This is a genomic window from Chitiniphilus purpureus, assembly GCF_025642115.1.
Taxonomy (GTDB): Bacteria; Pseudomonadota; Gammaproteobacteria; order Burkholderiales; family Chitinibacteraceae; genus Chitiniphilus; species Chitiniphilus purpureus.
Genome location: NZ_CP106753.1, coordinates 2,108,975 through 2,126,749, shown reverse-complemented (window position 1 = coordinate 2,126,749; position 17,775 = coordinate 2,108,975). Strand labels below are relative to the sequence as shown.

General features: G+C 63.8%; 17 protein-coding genes and 3 tRNA genes. 12 read left to right on the top strand and 8 right to left on the bottom strand.

Features of this window, described 5'->3' with window-relative positions; translation table 11 throughout:
• Nucleotides 1-38: 38 nt before the first annotated feature.
• Nucleotides 39-1,064, bottom strand: coding sequence for a quinone-dependent dihydroorotate dehydrogenase (locus N8I74_RS09880; RefSeq protein WP_263122841.1), 1,026 nt, complete (start codon nucleotides 1,062-1,064; stop codon nucleotides 39-41).
• On the bottom strand, nucleotides 1,064-1,921 hold the full coding sequence (gene folD, locus N8I74_RS09875; protein WP_263122840.1) for a bifunctional methylenetetrahydrofolate dehydrogenase/methenyltetrahydrofolate cyclohydrolase FolD: 858 nt from the start codon (nucleotides 1,919-1,921) through the stop codon (nucleotides 1,064-1,066). Before folD ends, N8I74_RS09880 begins: the two co-directional genes overlap by 1 nt.
• A 159-nt stretch (nucleotides 1,922-2,080) precedes the next feature.
• Here folD and N8I74_RS09870 point away from each other — a divergent pair.
• The 3 genes from N8I74_RS09870 (at nucleotide 2,081) to N8I74_RS09860 (ending at nucleotide 2,412) form a co-directional block, all read left to right on the top strand.
• A tRNA-Pro gene (locus N8I74_RS09870) sits at nucleotides 2,081-2,157 on the top strand.
• Between the two features lie 36 nt (nucleotides 2,158-2,193).
• A tRNA-Arg gene (locus tag N8I74_RS09865) sits at nucleotides 2,194-2,270 on the top strand.
• 66 nt (nucleotides 2,271-2,336) lie between these two features.
• Nucleotides 2,337-2,412: transfer RNA gene (locus N8I74_RS09860), tRNA-His, on the top strand.
• A 326-nt stretch (nucleotides 2,413-2,738) separates the two neighbouring features.
• Here the strand turns inward: N8I74_RS09860 and arr are convergent.
• Nucleotides 2,739-3,155, bottom strand: a complete 417-nt coding sequence (gene arr / locus N8I74_RS09855; RefSeq protein ID WP_263122839.1) for an NAD(+)--rifampin ADP-ribosyltransferase — start codon at nucleotides 3,153-3,155, stop codon at nucleotides 2,739-2,741.
• Between the two features lie 1,102 nt (nucleotides 3,156-4,257).
• Between arr and N8I74_RS09850 the strand changes: the two genes are divergently transcribed.
• Nucleotides 4,258-6,336 carry a TonB-dependent receptor gene (locus N8I74_RS09850; RefSeq protein WP_263122838.1) on the top strand — a complete coding sequence of 693 codons (2,079 nt, stop codon included), beginning with the start codon at nucleotides 4,258-4,260 and terminating at the stop codon, nucleotides 6,334-6,336.
• A 113-nt stretch (nucleotides 6,337-6,449) separates the two neighbouring features.
• On the opposite strand, the gene N8I74_RS09845 is transcribed toward N8I74_RS09850, so the two are convergent.
• From N8I74_RS09845 to N8I74_RS09835, 3 genes are all read right to left on the bottom strand, one after another.
• Complete coding sequence (locus N8I74_RS09845; protein WP_263122837.1) at nucleotides 6,450-7,163, bottom strand: PEP-CTERM sorting domain-containing protein; 714 nt, start codon at nucleotides 7,161-7,163, stop codon at nucleotides 6,450-6,452.
• Nucleotides 7,164-7,358: 195 nt separating this feature from the next.
• Complete coding sequence (locus N8I74_RS09840; RefSeq protein ID WP_263122836.1) at nucleotides 7,359-7,490, bottom strand: hypothetical protein; 132 nt, start codon at nucleotides 7,488-7,490, stop codon at nucleotides 7,359-7,361.
• A gap of 134 nt (nucleotides 7,491-7,624) precedes the next feature.
• Nucleotides 7,625-8,074 (bottom strand): SRPBCC domain-containing protein, encoded by a 450-nt coding sequence (locus tag N8I74_RS09835; RefSeq protein ID WP_263122835.1) that lies wholly within the window; start codon nucleotides 8,072-8,074, stop codon nucleotides 7,625-7,627.
• A 416-nt stretch (nucleotides 8,075-8,490) separates the two neighbouring features.
• Here N8I74_RS09835 and N8I74_RS09830 point away from each other — a divergent pair, with 416 nt between their 5' ends.
• From N8I74_RS09830 to N8I74_RS09820, 3 genes are all read left to right on the top strand, one after another.
• Nucleotides 8,491-9,141, top strand: coding sequence for a DUF2239 family protein (locus N8I74_RS09830; protein ID WP_263122834.1), 651 nt, complete (start codon nucleotides 8,491-8,493; stop codon nucleotides 9,139-9,141).
• A gap of 458 nt (nucleotides 9,142-9,599) precedes the next feature.
• Nucleotides 9,600-9,989 carry a glutaredoxin family protein gene (locus tag N8I74_RS09825; protein WP_263122832.1) on the top strand — a complete coding sequence of 130 codons (390 nt, stop codon included), beginning with the start codon at nucleotides 9,600-9,602 and terminating at the stop codon, nucleotides 9,987-9,989.
• A 126-nt stretch (nucleotides 9,990-10,115) separates the two neighbouring features.
• Nucleotides 10,116-10,313 carry a hypothetical protein gene (locus N8I74_RS09820; RefSeq protein ID WP_263122831.1) on the top strand — a complete coding sequence of 66 codons (198 nt, stop codon included), beginning with the start codon at nucleotides 10,116-10,118 and terminating at the stop codon, nucleotides 10,311-10,313.
• A 529-nt stretch (nucleotides 10,314-10,842) separates the two neighbouring features.
• Here N8I74_RS09820 and N8I74_RS09815 read toward each other — a convergent pair.
• Nucleotides 10,843-11,241, bottom strand: coding sequence for a GFA family protein (locus N8I74_RS09815; RefSeq protein WP_263122830.1), 399 nt, complete (start codon nucleotides 11,239-11,241; stop codon nucleotides 10,843-10,845).
• Between the two features lie 207 nt (nucleotides 11,242-11,448).
• A complete protein-coding gene (locus N8I74_RS09810; protein WP_263122828.1) occupies nucleotides 11,449-11,733 on the bottom strand; it encodes a hypothetical protein in 285 nt (94 codons plus the stop codon).
• 1,144 nt (nucleotides 11,734-12,877) lie between these two features.
• Between N8I74_RS09810 and N8I74_RS09805 the strand changes: the two genes are divergently transcribed.
• From N8I74_RS09805 to N8I74_RS09785, 5 genes are all read left to right on the top strand, one after another.
• Nucleotides 12,878-14,548 carry a fatty acyl-AMP ligase gene (locus N8I74_RS09805; RefSeq protein WP_263122827.1) on the top strand — a complete coding sequence of 557 codons (1,671 nt, stop codon included), beginning with the start codon at nucleotides 12,878-12,880 and terminating at the stop codon, nucleotides 14,546-14,548.
• Between the two features lie 94 nt (nucleotides 14,549-14,642).
• Complete coding sequence (locus N8I74_RS09800) at nucleotides 14,643-15,623, top strand: acyl-CoA desaturase (protein ID WP_263122825.1); 981 nt, start codon at nucleotides 14,643-14,645, stop codon at nucleotides 15,621-15,623.
• A 101-nt stretch (nucleotides 15,624-15,724) separates the two neighbouring features.
• On the top strand, nucleotides 15,725-16,009 hold the full coding sequence (locus N8I74_RS09795; protein WP_263122823.1) for an acyl carrier protein: 285 nt from the start codon (nucleotides 15,725-15,727) through the stop codon (nucleotides 16,007-16,009).
• Between the two features lie 7 nt (nucleotides 16,010-16,016).
• Nucleotides 16,017-16,886: an SAM-dependent methyltransferase gene (locus N8I74_RS09790; protein WP_263122821.1), complete on the top strand. Its 870-nt coding sequence runs from the start codon at nucleotides 16,017-16,019 to the stop codon at nucleotides 16,884-16,886.
• A 5-nt stretch (nucleotides 16,887-16,891) separates the two neighbouring features.
• The gene (locus tag N8I74_RS09785; RefSeq protein WP_263126739.1) at nucleotides 16,892-17,761 is read left to right on the top strand and encodes a patatin-like phospholipase family protein; all 870 of its coding nucleotides are present in this window, start codon (nucleotides 16,892-16,894) and stop codon (nucleotides 17,759-17,761) included.
• Nucleotides 17,762-17,775 lie beyond the last annotated feature (14 nt).

The following is a 17,775-nucleotide window of genomic DNA, read 5'->3' as shown; positions in this document are numbered from 1 at the left end:
ACCGTCATCGCGCCGGCGCAGGCCGGCACGTCTTTCATTCACGAGCGGACGCGGGCGATCGCCTCGATGCAATCGCCCACCAGCGCCGGCCCGTGATAGACCAGCCCGCTGTAGAGTTGTACCAGACTGGCCCCGGCATGCATCTTCTCGACCGCATCCTCGCCGCCGAGGATGCCGCCCACGCCGATGATAGGCACCTCGCCTTGCAGCAGTTCGGCCAGTTCGCGGATCACATGGGTGGATTTGGCGCGCACCGGCGCGCCGGACAGCCCGCCCGTCTCCTGCCCGTGCTGCAGATGCTCCACCCCCACCCGCGACAGCGTGGTGTTGGTGGCGATGACCGCGTCGATGCGGTTGCCGACCAGCCGCTCGGCGATATCCTGGATCTGATGGGCCTCCAGATCCGGCGCGATCTTCAGCGCCAGCGGCACATACCGCCCATGCCGGTCGGCTAGCTCGGTCTGCTTGTGCTTGAGCGAGGCGAGCAGCCGGCCCAGTTCGTCCGCATCCTGCAACTGGCGCAGGTTCTTGGTGTTGGGGCTGGATATGTTGACCGTGACGTAGCTGGCGTACTCATACACCCGCTCCAGCCCGATCAGATAGTCGTCGGTGGCGCGCTCGATCGGCGTATCGAAATTCTTGCCGATGTTGATGCCGAGGATGCCCTTGTACTGCGCCGCCCTGACGTTGGCGATCAACACCTCGACACCGGCGTTGTTGAACCCCATCCGATTGATGATGGCCTCGGCCTGCGGCAGCCGGAACAGCCGCGGCTTGGGGTTGCCCGGCTGGGGCCGTGGCGTGACGGTGCCGATCTCGATGAAACCGAAGCCCAGGTCGGCGAGCACATCGATATATTCGCCATTCTTGTCCAGGCCCGCAGCCAGACCGACCGGGTTGGGAAAATCCAGCCCCATCACGTGCACCGGGTCCGCCACGGCGGTTGCCGTGAAGGCCCGCAGGAATCCCAGCGAATGCAACAGCTCCGCCGAGCGCAGCGTGGCGTGGTGCGCGCGTTCCGGGTCCATCAGGAACGCCAGCGGCTTGAGCAGACCGTAGGCCATCACGCCCCCTTGCGCTTGAGATGGGCATCCAGCGTGTTCTGCATCAGGGTGGCCACCGTCATCAGCCCCACCCCGCCGGGCACCGGCGTGATCCAGCTGGCGCGTTCGCGCGCGCGCTCGAAATCCACGTCGCCGCACAGCTTGCCGTCGGGCAGGCGGTTGATGCCCACGTCGATCACCACCGCACCGGGCTTGATCCAATCGCCCTGCACGAAGTTGGGCATGCCCACGCCGGCCACCACCACGTCGGCCGCGCGGACCTTTTCCGCAAGGTCACGCGTCTTGCTGTGGCAGACGGTGACCGTGGCGCGCGCCAGCAGCAGCTCCAGCGCCTGCGGCCGGCCCACGATGTTGGATGCACCGATCACCACGGCATCCTTGCCGACCAGATCGATGCCGGTACGCTCCAACAGTGTCATCACCCCGCGCGGGGTGCACGGCCGCAGCAGCGGCATCTTCAATGCCAGGCGACCGATGTTGTAGGGATGGAAGCCATCCACATCCTTGGCCGGATCGATCAGCTCGATCACCTTTTCGGCATCGAGATGCCCGGGCAGCGGCAACTGCACCAGGATGCCGTCGATGGCATCGTCGGCATTCAGTTGCTGCACCAGCGCAAGCAGCGTCGCCTCGCTGGTATCCGCCGGCAGATCGTGCGCAACCGACGTGATCCCGGCGTTCTCGCACTGGCGCTTCTTGTTGCCGACATAGACCTGGCTGGCGGGGTCGCTCCCCACCAGCACCACTGCCAGCGCCGGCGCGCGGCGGCCGGACGCGACCAGCGCATCCACCCGGGTGCGCACGTCGCGAATGATTTCCTGAGAAATGACCTTGCCGTCCAGGAGGGTTGCGGGCATCTGGGGAGAACTCCGGTGAACCGGGCGCAGCGGCACCGGCAAAGAAGAAATGGACTCGAAAACGGCCGCCATTGTCGCATTCTTCCCCGCGTTCGCTCAATTGCGGGCACGCCCGCGCTTGACCGCCCCGGCCGCTGGCGCTATAGTCGCGCCTCTGTTCGGGGCGTAGCGCAGCCTGGTAGCGCATCTGTTTTGGGAACAGAGGGTCGTGAGTTCGAATCCCACCGCCCCGACCAGAACTTCCGGCGTAAAGAAGGCTTTGTATATACCGGGCGCTCGTAGCTCAACCGGATAGAGCAACGGCCTTCTAAGCCGTAGGTTACAGGTTCGATTCCTGTCGAGCGTGCCAGGAACCGGTAGCAGTATTGAAACGATTGACGTCAGACGGCCCAGCCGGATGACACACCGCTCAGTGGTGGCTGTAGCTCAGTTGGTAGAGTCCAGGATTGTGATTCCTGTCGTCGTGGGTTCGAGTCCCATCAGCCACCCCAAAATGAAAAACCCCTTGAGAAATCAAGGGGTTTTTTGTTTTGCGCCGCCGGGTTGCGCTACTGCAATCAGGTGATTGCAACACCCCGCTCCCCTGCTGGTATCCGGCTATGAATGCGATGCCTTGAAGGAGGCGCCAACGCAACTGATGCGGATCGAACGGCCGATGATCTCATCGAGGCTTCCAACGGTAGGCAGCAGGGGCATATCCAACCCGGGTGGCGCTTCATCGGTGCGGCATAGACGCATCCGTCGGCATGCAATGCCAGAGCTTGGCGGCCGCACGGGCACGCTTGGTCAATCCCACCACCTGCGGGCCCGGCCATCCCTACTCTTCAATGGCCTCAATACCCTGTTGCTTGAGGTGTTCAAGGTGATCCTGCATCTGCTTGAGCTGTTCCGGCGAGTGGCCTTGCCAATCCGCCACCTCGCCTACGACCCGAAACGGATGCCGTGACCGGTATGACTTCGTAGGATTGCCGGGAAAGCGCTTGTCCGTCAGGTTTGGATCATCCTCGATGGGCCCTGTCGGTTCCACGATATAGATCCTGCCGCGCCCGGCCCCCATGGCCAGCTCGGCCCCCCAGATGGCTGCATCCAATGTGGCAGTCAGGTAGACGAATGCAGCCTGTTTCCGCCTGCCGTAGTTGGAGGCATAACCGGCCTCGATCAGGTCACCCGCCTTCAGATCAGCCTTGGTGCCGTGGTAGTACGTCTGCGAATCGGGATGGTCGATGCTGGTCACCTGCTGCTCCAATTAAGTCAAAGGAATTGCGTGATTGTCCGCGCTGCCTACGATAGCAGTACCCGATGGCAACCGAAACGGGGCCCGGTGCGGCGCTGAAGCGGTGTTCGTGCCGTGATGCCAGAGCGCTGTGCCGCATCGACGTTGAAGCGGTAGCGTGTGCAGCAGATCAGATGGGAGGCTTCCTGTCACTTGCAACGGGTGAGCGCATGCGCCGGGTGGGAAGCAACTGCTGCGCTGGTCTGCCAACTGCAGATGCAAAGCGCCCGGCTTCAGGGGCAAGCGCCAATCACCTTGGTGAGCCGATTCAAGACTTGAAGGCAGACGGCGTCCAACCTGCGCAGGACGCAGTCGGGCGTGGCCCCGCCACCCGCCGTCTGCGTGGCTGACTTCCTCACCCTGGCGAGCGGTGTTTCGGCGTGCAGCAGCAAGGTGCCCCGGGGCCTCTGCCTCGCCCCCTCTCCAGCAACGCTGCCATTCCCATCGCCACCCTGGAAGGGCCACACCGGTATTTCGTGCAGTGGCAGACAGGCGCGCATCGCCACGCTGCTCCGCTGCACGGCAATGGGCGGCAGTGCAGCGTCGTTGGCCTGGCAGGCGCTGCACTCATGCCGGATGCGTGGTACAGCCGGCAAGCCCGCACTGCTCGCCAATTTGCAACTTCATTGCATTAACAGCGTTCTTTTGATACCTTGTTGCAAAATAAATGCAACCAGGTTTCATATGCTGCCTTGCCGCCCGCAGCCCCGCCCCGCTGTCTGCCTGCTTTGCTGTCAGCGGAAGGCCATTGCTTATCTGCGCGGCACGGCTGCCCAAGCAACACCTTGCCACCCTGAGTCGTTGTCGCTGCCGGGCACCATGCCCTGCCTGTCCCGGCAGCCCGGCTGACTGCAGCCCGGAAGGCACTCAGCGGCCGGTGGCACTCGTCTTCAAGGGCCAGTTGCGGCTGGCAAGGCAGTGCTCCCAAGGTTGCCGGCCCAGGGCTGATAAGGCCTTGAGCCAGGCGTGGGCACCTGGACCGAATCCCACCACGATGGAGTTTGCAATGCTGCACCCCGTTCCCCGCCGCCGACCTCAGCCGCGGCCAAGCCTGCCATTGGCCATGGCGATCGCCCTGGCCCATATGCCTGCCGCCTTTGCCGAGCCCGCAACGGCGTTGCCCTCGGTCCTGGTCACCGCCAACCCGCTTGGCAATGCCGACCTCGCCGGCGCAAGCACCGTGCTGCAAGGACAGGCGTTGTTGTGGCGCGATGCCACCACATTGGGCGAGGTGCTGGCCGGCCAGCCCGGGGTGGCCTCGACTTCATTCGGTCCCGGGGCCAGCCGCCCGGTGCTGCGCGGTCTGGATGGCGATCGCATCCGCCTGCTGCAGAACGGCATCGGCACGCTGGATGCGTCTGCCCTCTCCTACGACCATGCGGTGGCGCAGGACGTGGCCGGCGTCGAACGCATCGAGGTGGTGCGCGGCCCGGCGGCACTGCTCTACGGTGGCAGCGCCATCGGCGGCGTGGTCAATGCGCTGGACAACCGCATTCCGAAAACACGCATCGATGGTCCCACCGGCAGGGTGCGTACCGAATACGGTGGTGCAGCCAGCGAGCGGCTGCTTGCCGGCCAGCTCGAAACCGGCAACGGCGACTATGCATTGCATGTCGACGGTTTCAACCGCCGCAGCCGGGCGCTGCGCATTCCGGGCCATGCCTGGTCCCCGCGTCAGCGCGCCGGCCTGGGCAGCTATGCGCCGCCGGAACACGAGCATGGGCATGAAGGCGGGGACGGCGAGGATCATCCGCATGAGGCGCACGCCGATCCGGCCCAGGGCACGCTGCCCAACAGCGACAGCCGCGCCTGGGGCGGGGCCGTCGGGCTTGCCCGTACCTGGGAAGACGGCCACCTGGGCGTATCGGTCGGCAGCTATCGCAGCAACTACGGTTCGATCGCCGAGGAGGCGGTGAGGCTGAAACTCAAGCAGGACCGGCTGGCGCTGTCGTTTGCCAAGGATGGGCTGGCCGGCCCGCTGACCCGGCTGCAGGCCGATCTGGCCTATACCGACTACCGTCATCAGGAACTGCATGGCCGCGAAGTAGGCAGCACGTTCAAGCACAACGGCCATGAAGGCCGGATCGAGGCCCGCCATGCGCCGCTGGCCGGCGCCGACGGCATCATCGGCCTGCAGTTCGGGCAGCGCCGTTTTTCCGCGTTGGGGGAAGAAGCCTTCATCCCGGATACCGATACCGACCAGCTGGCGTTGTTTGCGCTGGAGCAGTGGCAGCTGCGTGCCGTGCAGCTGAGCATCGGCGGACGCGTCGACCTGAGCCGGGTCGAGCCGGATGACGCCGGCAACCGGCGCTTTGCCGGCATGCGGGACCGCAGCTTCACCACGGGCTCGCTCTCGGCCGGCCTGGTGGCGCCCCTTGCGCAAGGCTGGTCGCTGGCCGGGCAACTGGCGTACACCGAGCGCGCACCCAGCCAGTACGAGCTGTACGCCAACGGCCAGCACGTTGCCACCGGTACCTTTGAACGCGGCGACCCGGATGCCGATGAGGAACGCGCCACATCCATCGACGCCGCACTGCGCTATCAGGCCGGCGCAACCCGGCTGTCGCTCGGCGCCTACTACGGCCGCTACGCCAATTTCATTGCGCTGGCCTCCACCGGCCGGTGGTGCCACAGCCATGGCGATCACGACCATTGCGGCACGGAGCGGCACGAGGGGGAATCCCCCGAATACCGGTACCGCGGTGTCCCGGCCAAGCTGTATGGGCTGGAATTCGACAGCAGCTGGCGGTTGCTGGATGGCGCCGACAAGGTCGACCTGCTGGTATGGGGGGATATCACCCGCGGTGCAAACCGCGCCACCGGCGAACCGCTGCCGCGTCTCGCGCCGGTGCGCATCGCCGGCGCGTTGGTCTACAGCCAAGGGCCCTGGTCGGTGCGGGGTGAACTGCAGCACGCCGCCGACCAGACCAAGATACCGGCAGGCGATACCCCGACCGACGGCCATACGGTGTCCAACATCGCGGTCGGCTACCGCTTCCGGCAAGGCGCCAGCGACTGGCTGGCCTATCTGCGCGGCGACAATCTTGGCAACGAGGAGATCCGCTACGCCAGTGCACTGACCCGCGATATTGCGCCTCAAGGCAAGCGCAGCGCCCGGATCGGCCTGCAGGTCGTGTTCTGACGCCGGCCCGGGCCTGTTCGCACCCGGCCATGGCACGGTGGCACGGCGGTCGGCGCCTGAATCAGGCGCACCGGGCCGCCGGGGCAGCACGGCACCGCGGCCTCGTTTCCCCTCTATGCCACGCCAGCGGTCTTGCGGCGGCGTGGCCAGAGGGCAAGCAGGCCCAGGCCGGTCAGCGCATAGGTGGCGGGCTCCGGCACGGGAACGACGGTGCGAGGGTCATAGATGCTGAAGGTCACCTCGGCCGGGCGGATATAGGCATAGCCACCCCAACCCGGATTGGGCTCCCCGAGCGACGCGGCGTAGTTCACGCCGATGCTGTGCGTCTGCGGTGTATTGGGACTGATCTGCGCAGCGAAACCGTAAGACGCAAAATCAACCCAGGTATGGAGAAAGTAGTCGGAATCCGGCTCGGTGAACGGGATGCCGTGATCCAGCCGCACCTGTTGCCCATTCTGTTGGTGCGATACCGTGCCCCCCACATCGACCGGGTAATACTTGACGGAATACTTTTCAAGCTGGCTCGCGCCGATGCTGAAACCGCTGACCGCATACCCCGCGTTGTTGCGGATATTGAGGCTGTATGTGGCACTGAGCGCGCCCCAGTCCGAATCCAGGTAGATAGGCCCTCCACCATTCGGTGCAATCCGTACCGTGGTTTCGATGAACGAATAGTTGTCGCGCACCACATTGGCCTGTGAAACGGTTGCCGTCATGGGGCCGTCCAAGTTCAACGTCAGCATGCCCAGCACATCGATCAACGCCGCCTGGGCAAAAGCCGGGCTCAGCGCGATAGCCAGGGCGCCACTCAGGTACTTCATCTGCATGACTGGTCTCCTCAACAGGTCCATTGGGGGTCAGGTGCTCCCCCAATAGATACAAGCCATGGCAACGCCAAAGTAAACCTTTCTTTTTTCCTACAAATACGGATTGCAGCAGCGCGGTGGACTGTGCCTGGAGACGGTGGCGCAATGGAACGGCACCATGCAAGGCCGAGCGGTCACGGCGTGCATGCCCTCCTATCACATCCTGCGCCGTCGCCACTTGAACAACCGCTGTGCGATGCGGTTGGACAGCGGGGTTTCCTGGAAAAGGGTGGCCGCGCCGTTGGGAATCTTTTTCAACACGGTGGAGACCGCGGTGCCAATTGCCATCGCCGCTCGATGCAGGCGGGTATGCGCCACCACGCGACTGGCCCGGGCTTGCCCAGCCCGAGCCGGAAGCGACCGACGCCCGGTAACCAGCAAAGCCAGATCCGCGATGGCAGGCGATCCGGTTGCCCGGGAAATCAGGCAGCGGATGGCGGATGCACTTCGGCTGCCAGACGCGCCAGCACCTGCTCATTGGCTTGCGCCAGGAACTCAGCCAGCGGCTGGTAGTGCTCGGCTTGATCGAACGTCTGCTGCCAGGAAACAAGGGTTGCGTCCCCGCGCCGGGTGAGTTCGATGGTGAGCACGAAGCAGTGGTCTGGCGAGGGGTGCGCGATCTGCACCATGCGATCCGGCTCGATGCGCACGAGACGGTATTCGTTCGGGAAGTCCGTGCCATCAGGGCCATGCAGGGTCAGGCGCCACCACCCGCCCGGATGAAACTCGAACTGGTGGATGGTGCTGCTGAAACCGTCCGGACCCCACCATCTTGCAACTTTGGACGGATCTCGGATCGCAGCGAAGACTTGCGCAGGCGTTGCTTCGATGAGCTTGGTTCTCACGTCCGAACGCGCGTTGATCGGTTCCATGCATGGGCTCCGTAAATGGAAGTGGGTGTTGCTTCACGGTGGAAATCATCTGCAACCGGCACGGGGCAATGGCGGCAGCACCGCCACCACCCAGCGGTTGGCTGCCCGGTTGAACAAGTTGGCCACGGCAGCTGACATTTGCCAGACATTGGACATGAGCCTTTTTACTGCAGCGGTGGCGCTCAACAGCGCCACGGCTTGCATGCGACCCCCAGTGTAGCCGCCACCCCCGCTTGGGCGCAGTCGCCGCAGGGTGCGGCTGCAGACATTCGCACAGGCATCCAGCGCCGGCCATGCCCAAACCCGGCAAGTGAGCGGCCAGCGCGCTGCCCAGCAAATATAACCAGGTATTTATTGATTATTTATATTTTTACCCAGTATATTATTGGCTTCACTTCATTCACAGGCCAGCCCCCATGACCGAACAACTCGTCCGATCCTGTACCGCGTTCGCAGGCAGCCGGCTGCTGCTTTCGGGGCCACTGGTCGAGGTTGCGCTGGCAGTAAAGGCCGCCACGGAACGTGCGGATACGCCTTGCTGCCTGGTCTTCGACGATGAGACCGGACGCACGATCGATCTGGATCTGCGCGGCACCAAGGCCGAGCTGATTTCCCGGCTGTCCCGGCTGCCGCCCACGATGGCCGGGGCGGATGCACCACAGCAATCGGCGGCCGGACAGGCAAGCCCTCCGGCCCGGCTTCCGGAAGCGCGCGGCCGCGGGCGCCCCAGGCTGGGCGTGATCGCGCGCGAAGTGACACTGCTGCCAAGACACTGGGAATGGCTGGCGGCGCAGCCGGGTGGTATCTCCGCCACGCTGCGCAGGCTGGTGGAAACCGCCCGGAAGAACGATGGCGGGAAAGAGGCGCGCCGTACGGCGCAAGAAGCCGCGTACCGCTTCATGTCCGCCATCGGCGGCGATCTGCCCGGCTTCGAAGAAGCCTTGCGGGCACTGTTTGCCGACGACCGTGCCCGCTTCGAGCAACAGCTGGCGGATTGGCCTGCGGATCTGCGCACCCATGCGATCAAGCTCGCCTTCGGCGCCGGGAGTGACGGCAACAAAAGCTAGATACAGCACCCCGGCCACCGCCGGTAGGCAACCGTGCCCGGCAGTGAATGCACCGGGAACTTATCCCTTGCAAATGCCCTGCGCCAATCCGCCAGGTTTTCATTATCGTGACATTAATGTCACAACAGACGCCGCTTGCCCTTCCCTATTCTTTCCACTATCTTCTCCAGGTCTGCCTGAATTGCTTCATCAAGCCTCGATACCTGTTTCATTCCATGACAAGATCAATATTGAAGCGACCTTCCGGGCTTTTCAGAACACGTGTTGAATATGAGGCGTGCTTCAGGTTGATTGATTGCCGTCACGGTTCAGCCGGCTACCGCGCTGCCCGGCGCCGGCCTTTTATCACCCCCTATTCAACCGCCCCATGCATCACCTGCTGTGCAACAAGCGTTTCAACCCTGGCTCAGCCCTGTCCAAGCCGATCAGACCAATAACAACCACGGGAGCCCCATCTCATGCGCGGCATGATCAAATCCATGGTGCACTATGCCTTGTTCCTTGCTGTCGGCCTCGGTGCCGGCTATGCAGCGGTGCAGGGGGCGGCATGGTTCAAATCCAGGCCCGAGACGGGCGACTATCAAGCTTATTACCCTGATCCGTCAGTCAAGGTGGTGCTTTACGGCACCGCCTGGTGCCCGTATTGCGCCAAGGCCCGGGCCTATTTGAAGGCAAGGAACGTGGCCTATCTCGATCTGGACGTCGAAAAGCAACCGGACGCCAGGAGGCAATTCGAACAGCTGGGCGGCAACAGCTTTCCGCTGGTATTGATCGGCAACCGGAAGATCGCCGGATTCGATCCCGATCAATTCGATTCCGCACTGAATCTGCTGACGCAAGCCAGATAAACGAAACCAACAAAGAGAGCCAAGCCATTGGCCGGTATCCGGGGCCGCGTTGCAAGCCCCCTTCCCGTACGGCACTGCCGTGCTGCAATCCTTTCTCCACGATCCATCAAATTTGAGGCTTAGCAAATGAAGAAGAAGCTGATCACGCTTGTTTTCGGTTTTGGTTTTGCCTTGGGCATGGGCAGTGCGGTGGCCAACGCCGGTTCCTGCACCCCCACCACCTGCCTGAACACGTACCACATGTGCCTGAGCGTAAACAACGGCCACTACGGCCTTTGCGCACCGGCCTATCAAAGCTGTCTGGAACGCTGCCAAGGCAGCTGATCGCCGCGCATGAGGGGCAATGCCGCCGCCGAGGCGGCATTGTCAGGCTGCGGCATCTGAGCATCCGTGACCAGCCATGCGGATGCTGGCGCTCACACCGCCGCGCGGGTGCGATCATCGCTGGTGCGTATTTGACCCGCACTTTCCAAAACATCCGATCGGCGAAAGCGGCCGGCGCGGCACCATCGTACGATGCCGACCGGCAAACACGCAGAGGTCTGCGGCCTTCGCCGCGTCGATCACTGTATGCGGGTCGTGGTCTGCCGCCTCCCACTTGCCATCGATCACGCCCATTGCCGGGCCGGCAAACGGGTCAGATATTCCGCCAGGCTGGCAGTCCTGCCCCATCGTGCGCAATTGGCATGGCGGATGCTTGCTTAAAACCAAGGTGAAACCGGGGCCCGGATTCCGATCCGCCGCAGTGGATCGTACGCATTGGTGTCATTAGTGCCGCCGGATGTCAGGATAAACCGGCGGTGTTCAAAACGCGCAGCATCGATCGGCCCGGTTTCATTGTCATGCGTTTTTGCTAAGACTCGAATGGATGCCCGTCGAATTGCTTTGCCGTATCGCCAATCTTGAGCCAATCCGGCTTTTCTGCAACAAATTCATGGAATCTGTTCTCGATCCCCAGCTCCTGATCGATGCAATTGGCTGCCACAGGAAATGAATTGCTTTCCGACAGCACTTCCCCAAGTGCGGTACCGCAGACCGAGCAGAAACACCGGTCATATTTATAGGGGGCAACCGCTTTATAGACCGATATCTGCTCGCGTCCCTGGGTTAACCGAAACGTTTCGGACGTGACAAACACAAACGTGCTTGCGCCAAGCTTCCGGCATCGGCTGCAATGGCATGTGCCCATCATGCCAGGCACTGCGCTCAACTCGAATTGAACCGCTCCGCAACAACAGCTTCCTTTGATCACTGGAATTCCTTCTGGGTGGCAACGCGAGAAACAGATATCGATGCAGCAACAGATCCGGCAAATCCTGTATAGGCGACGACGCATATTACGGCTGCTTGCTTTTGTGCATCAATCGGTTGAGGGCACCCATGTCAGGCAGCACACATCCAGGCAAAATCACTGCACTGCATCCACTGGACCCGCTGTGCAAAAAAGCGGTGCACGGCATTACCGCCAACAGCCGAATCGCAGTATATCGAATAGCGGTGACGATCCATGCACTTTCATCCGCATCACCCTGCCGATGGCACGGGCCGATCCGATACCGGGTCTTGCCGGTACAGCATACGCCGGCGGCTGGCGCCCCACTTCCACGCCGATGCCGATGCCGATGCCGATGCCGATGCCGATCAGCGCAGCACGTTCACCGGCTTTCAGCCAGGCGCAGCTGCCCGGATGGCGCAGGCAACTGACCGCTTCGACCGATAACGGATGATTGCTGGTCGGCAGCAACGCATGAGTGCGGACGCGGTACCCACCTGTTTCAGGCAGGGGTGATCCGGTGTTCCAGTATCCGCGCCCTTGTCGGCCCGGCACCGTTGATCGGGTCATGGATGCGGCCCCCGCCTGCCCTGCGCGGCTGCAGCACCTCCGGTTTAGGTGCATTGCCAGGCGATTTACGCTTCAGCGGCCAGGCGCACTGTGCTGGGCCTTGCCAGTGCTCCGGTCATCCCCACATTGCCCTGGCGCCCGTCGCCATCGGCTGCCTCGGCTGGCCACGCCCGGCTTCACTGGCCGCGAAGGCAAGGGATGCCGTACCTGCTGGAGCGCCGGACAGTGCCGCTGGCCCGGCACTTCAGCTGATGAGGTCGGCAATGCTGTCATCCTGCCAATCCGGATTTGCTTTCAACCATAGAAACAAAACAACATTGGATGTTTTCACATCGCATTTGAATACCGCTTCAGACGGCCAGCACTTTTGCTGGAATGGCGAGTGCTGTCGCAACACCTTGCTGCTGCACTCCTTAAGCTTTTGGCCAAATTGATTTCCACACCCGATCCCAACGGATGGATTTGCTTAAAAACAGGCCGATCCGCCGCACTGCAATTGCCGCCACGACACCGCTGCCCGGGATTGCTGTCCCTCATCGGCGCCAAAATGTCAGCAATGAAAAACACGACAAACGGCATTGTGTAAGCAAATGAATTGGCTATAGTGGTGCCTGACGAATCGTCACCAACCCGGATGGCCTTCATCTGCCCTATATATGTGGGCTGTGCTGCATCTTTTCAGGATCTGCAATCCGGTATTTACGTATTCAACCGCCAGGATCGGCAATTCATCCAAGGTGAAACTTGGCTCTGCGCCGGCATTGCCTGTGCCTATCGTATTTGAACGATGCAATTGACGATATACCGGGCAATCACGCGTCAATCCACGCTGTGCGATGCGATTTGGGTGTGCGGGGTGCGTCTGGTGCACATCAACCCGATCCAGTACAGCGGTTCTGGCCGGCAGCGCGAAATGCCCTGAACAGGCAATCGATCGGGTTTGCTTCAGTCGCAGACATGACAAGGGTACGGCAGGTGGGTGCAATACTGCCGGAAGGCTTTATTTGCCCGTTCTCAACAGAATTCATCTGATTGGATCATGGCCTTGGAACAAGCTGATTTCACCGATATCTGCTCACTGCTTGAAACAAGAGCCCATGTGCAAGGATCGCGCCTTTTTCTGCGCCATGTGCAGGATGACGCAATCCAGACGCGCTCCTTTTTGCAATTGCATATCCAGGCATTGCGATTGATGCATGCAATCCGCGATGCAGTGCCCAAGGGCGCACGCGTGTTGCTGGGTCTGAGCAATCCATGTGAATTCGTCGAGACCTTCTTTGCCCTGCTGTACGCCGGCTGCATTCCGGTGCCGATTGCGCCGTTGCGCAGGAAATCCACACTGGCGCCCCTGGAATCGATTGCCGCCGCCAGTGGCGCCGCTGTCGCCATCGTGGATGCCCCGCTGCTGGCGCAATGGCGCGAAGGATCGGCGGCGATGCCAACGCTGTCCATACCGGTGCGGCTGCTTTGTCCCGCCGATTTCACCGCCCTGCCGGACAACGGCAATGGCCTGCCCCAACGGGCTGCAGCCGACGACATCGCCTTCTTGCAGTTCACCTCGGGCTCGACGAGCGCGCCCAAAGGTGCGGTGGTCACCCATCGCAATCTGCTGGCGAACCAGCGGCTGATCCAGGCGGAGTTCGGCCATACGGCGGACACGGCTTTTGCAGGCTGGCTGCCGCTGCACCACGATATGGGCTTCATCGGCAACGTGCTGCAGCCGCTTTATCTGGGCATCCCGACCACGCTGCTGTCGCCGATGGCATTCCTTGAGCGGCCGGCGCGGCTGCTGCAGGCGATCTCGCACTATCGGGCCACCACCTGCGGCATGCCCAATTTCGGCTATGCCCATTGCATTGCGCGGGTACGCGATGCCGAGCTGGCGGGGGTCGACCTCTCCAGCTGGCAAGTGGCGTTCAACGGCGCCGAACCGATCCGCCCGCACACGCTGCAGGCGTTCGCCGAGCGGTTCGCACCGTGGGGATTCCGCCGCGAATCGCTGTACCCGTGCTATGGCCTTGCAGAAGCGACCCTGTTTGTCGCCGGCTGGCGCAGCGGCATCCCGTGGGCCGAACGGGAGCGCCCGGCGGAGGACGGCGGCGCCACGGCCGCGCCGTCGGTCGCCAGCGGCTATCTGAACAACGTGCAGGATGTGCGCATCGTCGATCCGGCCACCCGGCTTGGCTGTGCACCGGGCACGGTGGGCGAGATCTGGATCGGCGGCGCGTGCATCGTGCGCGGGTATTGGAATCTGCCGGCGCAGACCACGGAAGCCTTCGGGGCACGGCTGCAGGACGGCAGCGGGCCGTTCCTGCGCACCGGTGACCTGGGCTTTGTCGTCGATGGCCAGCTGCATGTCACCGGCCGGCTCAAGGACCTGATCATCGTACGCGGCAAGAACCATTATCCGCAGGACATCGAAGCGTCCATCGGCGCGGGCAGCCCGGCGTTCGGCGATGCGGCCTGCTTCATGGCCGACGAGCAGGACGACGACCGCATCGTGGTGGTGCAGGAGATCCACCGCACCGACATCCGCACCGGCGACCCCAAGGCCTGGCGCCTGCTGATCAACGACATCGTGGCCAGGCAGCATCAGCTCGCGGTTGCCGATGTGCAGTTCGTGCTGCCCAACGCCATCCCCCGCACCACCAGCGGCAAGATCCAGCGGCGCAAATGCCGCACGCTCTATCAGCGCGGCGAACTCCAGGTGATCTAGCCGCGATACCGCCCCCCCCTTTGCAGCGCAGACGCAATCCAGGACCCAAGCGGCCGGCGGTTCAGCGGCAGCCCCTTTTTCAAAGGAAGAGACCATGACCTTCGTGCAACAAGACGCTTCGGTGCGGGCCGACCCGGCGATGAATATCCAGGATGGGGCCCGGCTCACGGTGAAGAGCCGTTATCTTGAAGTGCCGCGGCTGGTGCATGCCAGCGCCATCCTGGTATTGCCGACGCTGGGGACAGCGCTGGCGCTGTGGTATGCGCTCGATCACGGCGTGTCCGGGCTCGATCTCGCGCTGTTCGCCGTGATGTATGTGGTGTCGTTCGTCGGCATCACCGTCGGCTATCACCGGCATTTCACCCATCGCGCCTTCAAGACCCACGACCCCATCCGGTTCATCCTCGGCGTGTTCGGCTCGACCGCCTGCCAGGGCCCGGTCAACTACTGGGTGAGCAACCACCGCCGCCACCACCGCTATACCGACCAGCCCGGCGACATCCATTCGCCGTATATCCAGGGCGAGACCCCGCTGCACGGGTGGCGCCGCTTCTGGCATTCACATATCGGCTGGACGTTTTCGCACGATATCTCCAACACCGCCGTGGCCGCGCCGGACCTGATCCGCGATCCGGTGGCACGCACCGTCACCAGCACCTACTACCTTTGGGTGGCGCTCGGCTTCGCGCTGCCGGCCGCCATCGGCGGCCTCGTGACGCAAAGCTGGGCCGGCGCGCTGAGCGGGTTGCTGTGGGGCGGCCTGGTGCGGCTCTTTGTGATCTATCACTCCATCCACGCGATCACGTCGCTGGCGCACATGTGGGGGCACCAGACCTACAAGGGCGGCAACCACGCCCGCAACAACTTCCTGATGTCGATCTTCACCTGGGGCGAGGCGTGGCACAACAACCACCACACCTTTCCCGGCTCGGCGATGTTCGGGCTGCGCTGGTGGCAGATCGACCTTGGCGGTTATGTGATCCAGCTGCTGCGGCTGCTGGGGTTGGCCTGGGATGTCAGGGTGCCGCCGGCGCATATGCGCGACGGCCTGGACCACGCGCCCCAGCCGGATTGATCCCCCGTTCCCGCCCCACGCCGCCCGATCGCGGCACAGGGTACGGGACAAGCCCAACGCCGCCGGCAGCTGCCGTCGCGGCCCAACCGAGGAAACGTTCCATGCCTGCAATGAATACCCAAGACATCCTGACCTGGCTGACCCACTACGTCTCCAAGCTGGTCCAGTTGCCGGTGGAGGAGATCGCGCCCGACCGCGAATTCACGAGCTTCGGCATCGACTCGGCCGCCGCGGTGGGGCTGGCGGTGGACATGGGCGACTGGATCGGCATCGAGGTCGATCCGACCCTGGTCTACGACTATCCGACCATCGAAGCGATCAGCCATCATGTCGCCGAGCTGGTCCGCGCCAGGCCTGCGGCAGAGCCGGCAACGGCCGTCCGGTGACACGCCCATGACCCAAGCAACCCTGGACTGCAAGGCCGCCGGCGCCTCGGCGCATGCCATCCGGCATCACTACGACCTGAGCAACGAGTTCTACGCGCTGTGGCTCGACGACACCCGCACCTACTCGGCGGCGCTGTGGGAGCCGGGCGACACGCTGGAACAGGCGCAGTTGCGCAAGCTTGACCATCACGCCCGCAACTGCGCGGCCGGCCCGGGCGGGCACTACCTGGACATCGGCTGCGGCTGGGGCAGCACGCTGTTCCGGCTGATGCGCACCTACGGCGCCGGCAGCGCCACCGGGCTGACGCTGAGCGATGCGCAGGCGCAGTACATCGAGGCGCAACAGGTCCCCGGCGTCACGGTCAAGGTGCAGGGGTGGCAGGTGTTCGATCCGCCCCACCCGTTCGACGGCATCATCTCGATCGGCGCCTTCGAACATTTCGCCAAACCCGACCTGTCGGACGACGACATGGTGGCCGCCTACCGCGCCTTCTTCGCGCGCTGCCACGCATGGCTGAAGCCCGATTGCTCGCTTTCGCTGCAGACCATCGCCTACGGGCGCGCCAGCCGGGCCGACATCAACCGCTTCGTGCTGGAGCAGATCTTCCCCGAATCCGACCTGCCGTCGCTGGAGCAGATCGTCAGGGCAGCGAAGGGCCTGTTCGAAGTGGTCGCGCTGCGCAACGACCGGCACCACTACGCCGACACGTTCCGCCACTGGACCGCGCGGCTGTCGGGTGCCCGCGCGCAGGCGGTGGCGCTGGTGGGCGAGGACAAGGTGAGGACCTACCAGAAGTACCAGGGCCTGTTCACCATCGGTTTTCATACCGGCGCCATGGATCTGTACCGGCTGCACCTCAGAAGGATAGGCAAGTGAAGCCGATGCAGCCGCCCGCGCCCGCCATGGATGGGTGTGGCGACACACAGCGCTTCGAGCACCTGGTGATGCAGGGTGGCGGCATCCGTTGCTTCTGGCAGGCCGGGTTCCTGAGCCGGCTGAACGAAGGGATGCCACTGCGCCCGCTGAGCATCTTCTCGGTCAGCGCCGCGGCAGGCATGGCATGCGCGTTCGCGGCCGGGCGGATCGAATTCTCGATCGAGTGGTTCAAGCAAGCGGCACGCAGCAACCGCAGCAACTTCTACCCGGGCAATCTCTTTTCCGGCAAGCCCCTGTTTCCGCATGCGGCGATCTACCGCAGGCTGCTGGAGGACGTATTCGCCGGCCCGGCATTCGAGGCGTTGAAGACAGCGCCGGATGTGCAGGTGCTGCTGGCCCGCCCGCCCGGCCGGTGCCCGCCGGCCGCCGTCATTCCGCTCGGTGCGCTGCTCTATGCGGTCCGCTCGCGGGTCTCGCGCAGCGCCTGGGAACGCATCCGGCGCTGGTCGCGCTTCAGCACCGAATTCGTCTCGGTCAGGCACTGCCGCACACCGGGCGAGGTGGCCGATCTGGTGCTCGCCTCCTCCTGCACCCCGCCGGTGACCCCGCTCTACCACTTCAGCGGCCGGCCCAGCCTGGATGGGGGCCTGCTGGAAAGCGTGCCGCGCAGCGCACTGGGCGACCTGCACGGCCCGGCGCTGATCCTGCTGACCAAGGCGCCCGGCACCCTGCTGCGCGGGCGGCCCCAGGATGTGCTCGTCCATCCGTCCCGCCCGCTCACCGTGGCCGCCTGGGACTACACCAACCCGGCGGCCATCGACGCCCTGGTCGCGCTTGGCAAGGAAGACGCCGAGCGTTTCCTGCAATCCTCCTAGCACGCCGTTGGCGC

What these genes read in the sequence shown, in the direction of transcription:
- N8I74_RS09880 (WP_263122841.1), bottom strand. Translation starts at nt 1,064, where the DNA reads ATGGCCTACGGTCTGCTCAAGCCGCTGGCGTTCCTGATGGACCCGGAA.
- folD (WP_263122840.1), bottom strand. Translation starts at nt 1,921, where the DNA reads ATGCCCGCAACCCTCCTGGACGGCAAGGTCATTTCTCAGGAAATCATT.
- N8I74_RS09850 (WP_263122838.1), top strand. Translation starts at nt 4,258, where the DNA reads ATGGCGATCGCCCTGGCCCATATGCCTGCCGCCTTTGCCGAGCCCGCA.
- N8I74_RS09845 (WP_263122837.1), bottom strand. Translation starts at nt 7,163, where the DNA reads ATGCAGATGAAGTACCTGAGTGGCGCCCTGGCTATCGCGCTGAGCCCG.
- N8I74_RS09840 (WP_263122836.1), bottom strand. Translation starts at nt 7,490, where the DNA reads ATGGCAATTGGCACCGCGGTCTCCACCGTGTTGAAAAAGATTCCCAAC.
- N8I74_RS09835 (WP_263122835.1), bottom strand. Translation starts at nt 8,074, where the DNA reads ATGGAACCGATCAACGCGCGTTCGGACGTGAGAACCAAGCTCATCGAA.
- N8I74_RS09830 (WP_263122834.1), top strand. Translation starts at nt 8,491, where the DNA reads ATGACCGAACAACTCGTCCGATCCTGTACCGCGTTCGCAGGCAGCCGG.
- N8I74_RS09825 (WP_263122832.1), top strand. Translation starts at nt 9,600, where the DNA reads ATGCGCGGCATGATCAAATCCATGGTGCACTATGCCTTGTTCCTTGCT.
- N8I74_RS09820 (WP_263122831.1), top strand. Translation starts at nt 10,116, where the DNA reads ATGAAGAAGAAGCTGATCACGCTTGTTTTCGGTTTTGGTTTTGCCTTG.
- N8I74_RS09800 (WP_263122825.1), top strand. Translation starts at nt 14,643, where the DNA reads ATGACCTTCGTGCAACAAGACGCTTCGGTGCGGGCCGACCCGGCGATG.
- N8I74_RS09795 (WP_263122823.1), top strand. Translation starts at nt 15,725, where the DNA reads ATGCCTGCAATGAATACCCAAGACATCCTGACCTGGCTGACCCACTAC.
- N8I74_RS09790 (WP_263122821.1), top strand. Translation starts at nt 16,017, where the DNA reads ATGACCCAAGCAACCCTGGACTGCAAGGCCGCCGGCGCCTCGGCGCAT.
- N8I74_RS09785 (WP_263126739.1), top strand. Translation starts at nt 16,892, where the DNA reads ATGCAGCCGCCCGCGCCCGCCATGGATGGGTGTGGCGACACACAGCGC.